We start from the raw sequence: 5,400 nt of genomic DNA, 5'->3' as shown, positions 1-5,400 counted from the left end.
TTCCGGTGGTGGTTCTGGCTCTGGCGGTGGCTCTGGTTCTGGCGGTGGCTCTGGTAATGATAAGGATGGGCTTACAAAACAAGATATTGCAGATGTTCTTCAAGGTTTTTTTGGTAAGTCGACAAAGTTTACAGAGCCTCAATCTGGTGATGGTTTCCGTAAGAGTCCGGTTATATCGGGTGCGATAAATGATGTGCAAAGGGAGGTAAAGGCACTTGAAGAAAAGTTGGAGAAAAAATTAAAAGAATCACCTTTAAAATTAGGAAGTATGCATTTTACGAATGGTTCGTATGACTCGACCAGTTTTACACTTTCTCGTTGGGGTGTTGACGTTAATTTTAATCTTTTTAACTCTCTTGGTTCTGCTAATACCACGATGATTCGTACCGTTATTTTGTTTATCGCAACATTATTAGCGGGCTTTATTATTCTTTCTTCTGGTCGTTCTAAGGTGTAAATGATGGATTATTTTTATGATGCTCTAAATTATATTGTTTTGGTCTTTGGCAATATATATGACTTCTTTGCGACCATACCGGACTTAGTTTTTGAGGTGTTCACTTATGCATGGTTTTGGTTTATTAAGCTCTACATCTATTTAAAAATTCAAATGCTAGAAATGGCTTATAGCGTAGCTTCATTACTGCTGTCTGAATATGAAGTTTATACGGTCTTAAACATGGCATTTAATAAGCTTCCTTCTGATTTGCGCTTTGCTTGTTATCAGTTTGGAATAGTTGATTCCGTTCGAATTGTTGTTGATGCATTCGCAACGGCTTTCGTTCTTAGAATCATGGGGTGGTGATATGGCTGTAACGTTCCGTCATGGGTCTAATGGTGCTTATAAAACTGCTTATGTTACATGGTTCGAAATTCTTCCCGCTTTGCGTGAGGGTCGCATTGTTGTAACGAATATCGAGGGCTTGAAGCCTAAAGAGTCTATTGAAGAATTGCTTGGTGAGAAGTTTCCAGATTCCGCGCGACTAATTAGGATCTTCACGCGATCTTCTGAGGGCGTGATGCTTTGGCAAAACTGGTTTAACTGGATGCCCCTTGGTGCATTTGTTGTTATTGATGAGTGTCAGGACTTGTATTGTCCAGAGGCAGGATTTAAGCGTGAGAAGTTTTTACAAAAGCCTTTTTCCGATTTCGTTGATTTGCTACCTAAAGACTTTTCCGAGCTGTTTTATTCTCGTTGGCTTCCTGTAGACCCTGATTCGTTTGAAGTGGGTGACGTTGATGATTGCGAACGAACACAGTTAGACGAAAATAATAGACTACTCTACCCGTTCGACTTTTACGGTGCGTTCATGCGACATCGAAAATATCAATGGGATATTGTCATGCTCACACCGGATTACACGGCCATTCCAACTTGGTTAAAAGGTTGTGCCGGAGAAGCTTATTCTCATCGCTCAACCGATACCTTCTTTAGGAGCCGCAAACCTAGAATCTTTAACCATCCTCCGAAATCAACTAAGACAGCTCCTTCAACTAAAGCCGACATGGCCAGTAGTACCAACAAGAAAATTCCTGTTGATGTGTTCGCGCTTTATCAGTCCACAGGAACCGGAGGCTTTAACTCTACCAAATCTGATATCTCGGTTTTAAAGTCACCAAAATTCATTCTTGCGATCATTATTGGTTTTGCGGCCATTGTGAAATTTTTATGGGATTTATCTTATGTATTATCTGATTCTGATGTGGGTGAAGTTCAAACGGTTAGTGCGCCAGCTACCTCTACCAACTCGCCTACTCTACCTAATTCGGCTCTTAATCCAGTATCTGAAAATGTTTCTATCAAAGATGGGGAAAATTCTGTTCGGGTGGATTCTAGCAATGTTAATCCTCAAGATTCTGGTGAAGTTATTCCTGATGCTGTAAACCCATTTTATGATGTATTTCCAGAGTTCAACGGTTCAACATCTGTTTATCTGACTTCGGTTTTAAGGACGGTTTATCAAAAGGGATTTAATGAATCGTTTGATTACGTTTTTAGAATAGATAAAGGCTCTGACACTTTTTATATCCGCTCGGCTGTTTTGGATAGATACGGCTATAACTTCGAACTGATTGACGATTGCTTGATACGGGTTCGCTCTGAGTCGGTATCACGGTTTTTAACGTGTCCGCCTACATCGAGTGGTGTTGTTGATGAATCGCAGGATGACAGTGTGATGAATGCTCGGGTTGAGAATGTTCAAAAGTCTGTCGATATCTTCAGCATGTGACAAATGACAAACTTGAACGGCAGTATGTCAAAAAATGACATACTAGCCCCGCAGGGATAAGGGCACTCGATACAGTTCTTGGGCATGACGTACCCAAATGCCCGAAAAGCAGCGAAGCGTAGCTGACTTGATGAAACCACATCACCGCCCTTCACATTGCCAAGATAACCCTTGCAGAGCCTCACAACATCAGTGGGGCTTTTGCTACTGCAACCCATCTGACTAACAACTCTTTCCATTCTGCTCACAGCTTCGCGTGAGTCGTGAGAGCTGAACAGCGAGCGCGACGCTGTGAGCAGGCAACCCCCGTGTTGTATCACGGGGGTAAATTCGACGTAACTACAACCTATCGACTCACCAAGCTTTTTAAAATAAGTACTTATCAACCAAAGAGACCTGCTAAAGATAGACTGACAGTTGAAAATAATGTAATTTCGTTGCAGCCCAATATTCACTTTTTTACATATAAAGCTGGTTAATAAATGGAACGAAACAAAGAGTTGGATGATTTCATCGAATCAGGCATTCAAGATTATCATAAGAAAATTTTGGAACGTTTAAGAAAACTGAAGCTGTCTAACATTCTCAAACGAAAAAACCCTTACCTTTTTCGAGTTAAAAACCTTAATACTAGCCATGAATTGGTCAAGTCCATTTTGGATGCTCACCTTTCATCACAAGAAGAAGGGATTTTTGGTGGTTTTTTAGAAGAGCTTGCTATCTACATTTGCAATGAGACATATGGTGGTATTAAGTCATCAGCTGAAGGTATAGACCTTGAATATATTACTGATGGCGTTCGCTATATTGTTTCTATTAAATCTGGCCCTAACTGGGGGAACAGCTCTCAAATCGCCAAAATGAAAGACCATTTCAGAAAAGCAAAACGTATTCTGGGTACTAACTCGGGTAAACCTATTCCTGTAATAGCGATCAATGGTTGTTGCTACGGTAAAGATAACGTGCCTGAAAAGGAAGAATACAACAAACTTTGTGGTGAAAAATTCTGGACTGCAATTTCAGGAGATGAAGAACTGTATAAACAGTTAATCGTTCCTTTAGGTTACAGGGCTGAGGAAAGAAACAGTAACTTCAATGATGAGTATGCGAATGTACTCAATAAGTTTACGATGGAGTTTAGTCAAACTTATTGTACTGAAGAAGGTGCTATTGACTGGGCTAAGTTGCTAGAGTTTAACTCTGGATATTAAAAAATAAGGGGGAAGTAACTCCCCCTATTGACTAAGTTTAACCCGCTTTTCTTTTAGAGAAATCACTCTCCCAGTCTGTGCAAGATGTATTCTTATATCTTGAATATCTGAAACCATTGAATACTGGGACGTCCTCTTTTTTCAATAGCTTAATAATCAAGTTACCTACTGCCTCTCCAAGACTTATGGGTACTGCATTTCCAACTTGTTTATATTGTTGTAAAAGTGGACCGGCTAACTCCCAATCATCAGGAAACTCTTGAATACGTTTATACTCTTGAATAGATAGAGGGCGGTCTTCTTCCGGATGCGCCAAGTCTGTTGCAGGCATAGCTGGGTGCGTTACTAAAGTTGGAGCTGGCTTATCCCAAGAAAGTCTTCTTAAGAAACCTGTTTTACCACCACCAGAATAGAAGGATTTCCCCATTGCTTCTTTCTGCAACTCCTCAGGTAAACCTCTCCAATTTTGTCCTGGCTTCAACATTCGGTAATACTTCAAACGTTTTTCCGGAAAGTTTAAATGGTCATGATGCTCAATCCCTTTCAACTTCTCTTTAATTGGCTGCCAAACAGGTAAATCAAACTCACCTGTTTCCGAATGAGTCGGTGATAGGTACGGTGGTTTTTGACCGTCACGCGAACATATAATAATTACCCTTTCGCGACTTTGTGGTGTACCAAAATTTGCTGAGTTATACAGGTTGAATGAGTATGAGTAACCAGAGTGTTTAAGACGACTCAAGATGTAGTTTAATGCTCCACCTTTTAATTCATCGTCTTTCATATCCGGGTAGCCTTCACCTCGTTCTGAGTGAGGGCGATGGTCTAATGGACAAGACAACAAACCGCGAACATTTTCTATAATGAAATATTTGGGGTTTAACTCTAGTGCGAGGTCGATGTATTTTAGAAATACATTTCCTCTATCGTCTTGAAATGCTTTACGCTTACCTGCGGTACTAAACGCTTGGCAAGGTGGCCCTCCGACCATTAAGTCAATTTCTGTATCTTTACTAATTTTTGCAGCGCTCAAGATATCGTCAGCAGTGTACTGGTTTATATCTCCTAGTAACGCCACATCCGGACGATTTAGCGCTATTGTCTGACGACAATATTTATCCGCTTCACATGCTAGTCGAATATCGAACCCTGCTTTTTCAATCCCAAGGTCCAGGCCCATAGCTCCAGAGAAGAAGCTCAATGCGATAGGTTTATTCGCTGTCACTTTCAAATTACATTCGTGATCTTTCACTTTTGATAACTCAATTTTTTCTTTATAAAATTCGAGGCTAGATACATTTACGATCCAACTCTTGCCAACTTTTTCAGATACTAATGCACCTTCGCGACAAAGAGTTCTAACTCGTTGTTCACTGATGCTGAGTTCAATCGAGACATCTTTTATACTTAAAAAGGTACTCACAATTAGTTTCCTATCCGAAACAAGACGTAGGTACCTATTTTAAATATTTTAAGGACTAATGCAAACTAAGGAATTAGTTAATTGCCTTTGATTCTAACTATTGCTCTTACGTATTTTAACAAGGCTGTCGTCGTTTTAAGTTCTAGTTCCGACTGAATTTCTAACAACGCTACCCCTAGCAAAAGCTGTTGTGCGGTGACCAATTGACCTGTTGGTAATTCTAATTTGTCATAATGCATCTTGAAGTTGAGCCACGTATCACTTCCTCCAAGCTCTCTTCCTCGAGACATACGCATCAGTCTTTTGCATTCTGGGGGTATTGGATTTCCTTCATCCCAACCTGTGACAGTTCTCACACTTTTAAAACACAGTTCAGCAACCTCTTTCTTCGTCATTTGGCACTCTAACTCTCGAAAAATGTAATTCTTACTCATTTCGCGATACTTCAATGATAAAACCTCTAAATACAAGAGGTTGCACTGTAATGATAAGATATGCACTATTGAACATAAGCAGACATAATACGCACTTAGAC

The 5,400-nt window shown here is 40.2% G+C and carries 6 protein-coding genes; 4 read left to right on the top strand and 2 right to left on the bottom strand.

Annotation, left to right across the window (positions count from 1 at the left end):
- The 4 genes from AB4232_RS21810 to AB4232_RS21795 all read left to right on the top strand — a co-directional run.
- A partial coding sequence (locus AB4232_RS21810) for a hypothetical protein (RefSeq protein WP_372088000.1) occupies positions 1-457 on the top strand: 457 nt, incomplete at its 5' end.
- Positions 458-805 (top strand): hypothetical protein, encoded by a 348-nt coding sequence (locus AB4232_RS21805; protein ID WP_372087999.1) that lies wholly within the window; start codon positions 458-460, stop codon positions 803-805. It begins immediately after the preceding gene.
- 1 nt (position 806) lies between these two features.
- Positions 807-2,231, top strand: coding sequence for a zonular occludens toxin domain-containing protein (locus AB4232_RS21800; protein ID WP_372087998.1), 1,425 nt, complete (start codon positions 807-809; stop codon positions 2,229-2,231).
- 482 nt (positions 2,232-2,713) lie between these two features.
- Complete coding sequence (locus AB4232_RS21795) at positions 2,714-3,442, top strand: PmeII family type II restriction endonuclease (RefSeq protein ID WP_102454135.1); 729 nt, start codon at positions 2,714-2,716, stop codon at positions 3,440-3,442.
- A 37-nt stretch (positions 3,443-3,479) separates the two neighbouring features.
- Here AB4232_RS21795 and AB4232_RS21790 read toward each other — a convergent pair whose 3' ends face one another.
- Together AB4232_RS21790 and AB4232_RS21785 are read right to left on the bottom strand one after the other, a co-directional pair.
- A complete protein-coding gene (locus AB4232_RS21790; protein ID WP_372087997.1) occupies positions 3,480-4,865 on the bottom strand; it encodes a DNA cytosine methyltransferase in 1,386 nt (461 codons plus the stop codon).
- A 77-nt stretch (positions 4,866-4,942) separates the two neighbouring features.
- Positions 4,943-5,314, bottom strand: a complete 372-nt coding sequence (locus AB4232_RS21785) for a phage protein (RefSeq protein ID WP_102454133.1) — start codon at positions 5,312-5,314, stop codon at positions 4,943-4,945.
- Positions 5,315-5,400 lie beyond the last annotated feature (86 nt).

Source organism: Vibrio sp. 10N.286.46.A8 (assembly GCF_041470165.1).
Classification (GTDB): Bacteria; Pseudomonadota; Gammaproteobacteria; order Enterobacterales; family Vibrionaceae; genus Vibrio; species Vibrio tasmaniensis_A.
This window is presented reverse-complemented; position numbering and strand designations above follow the sequence as displayed.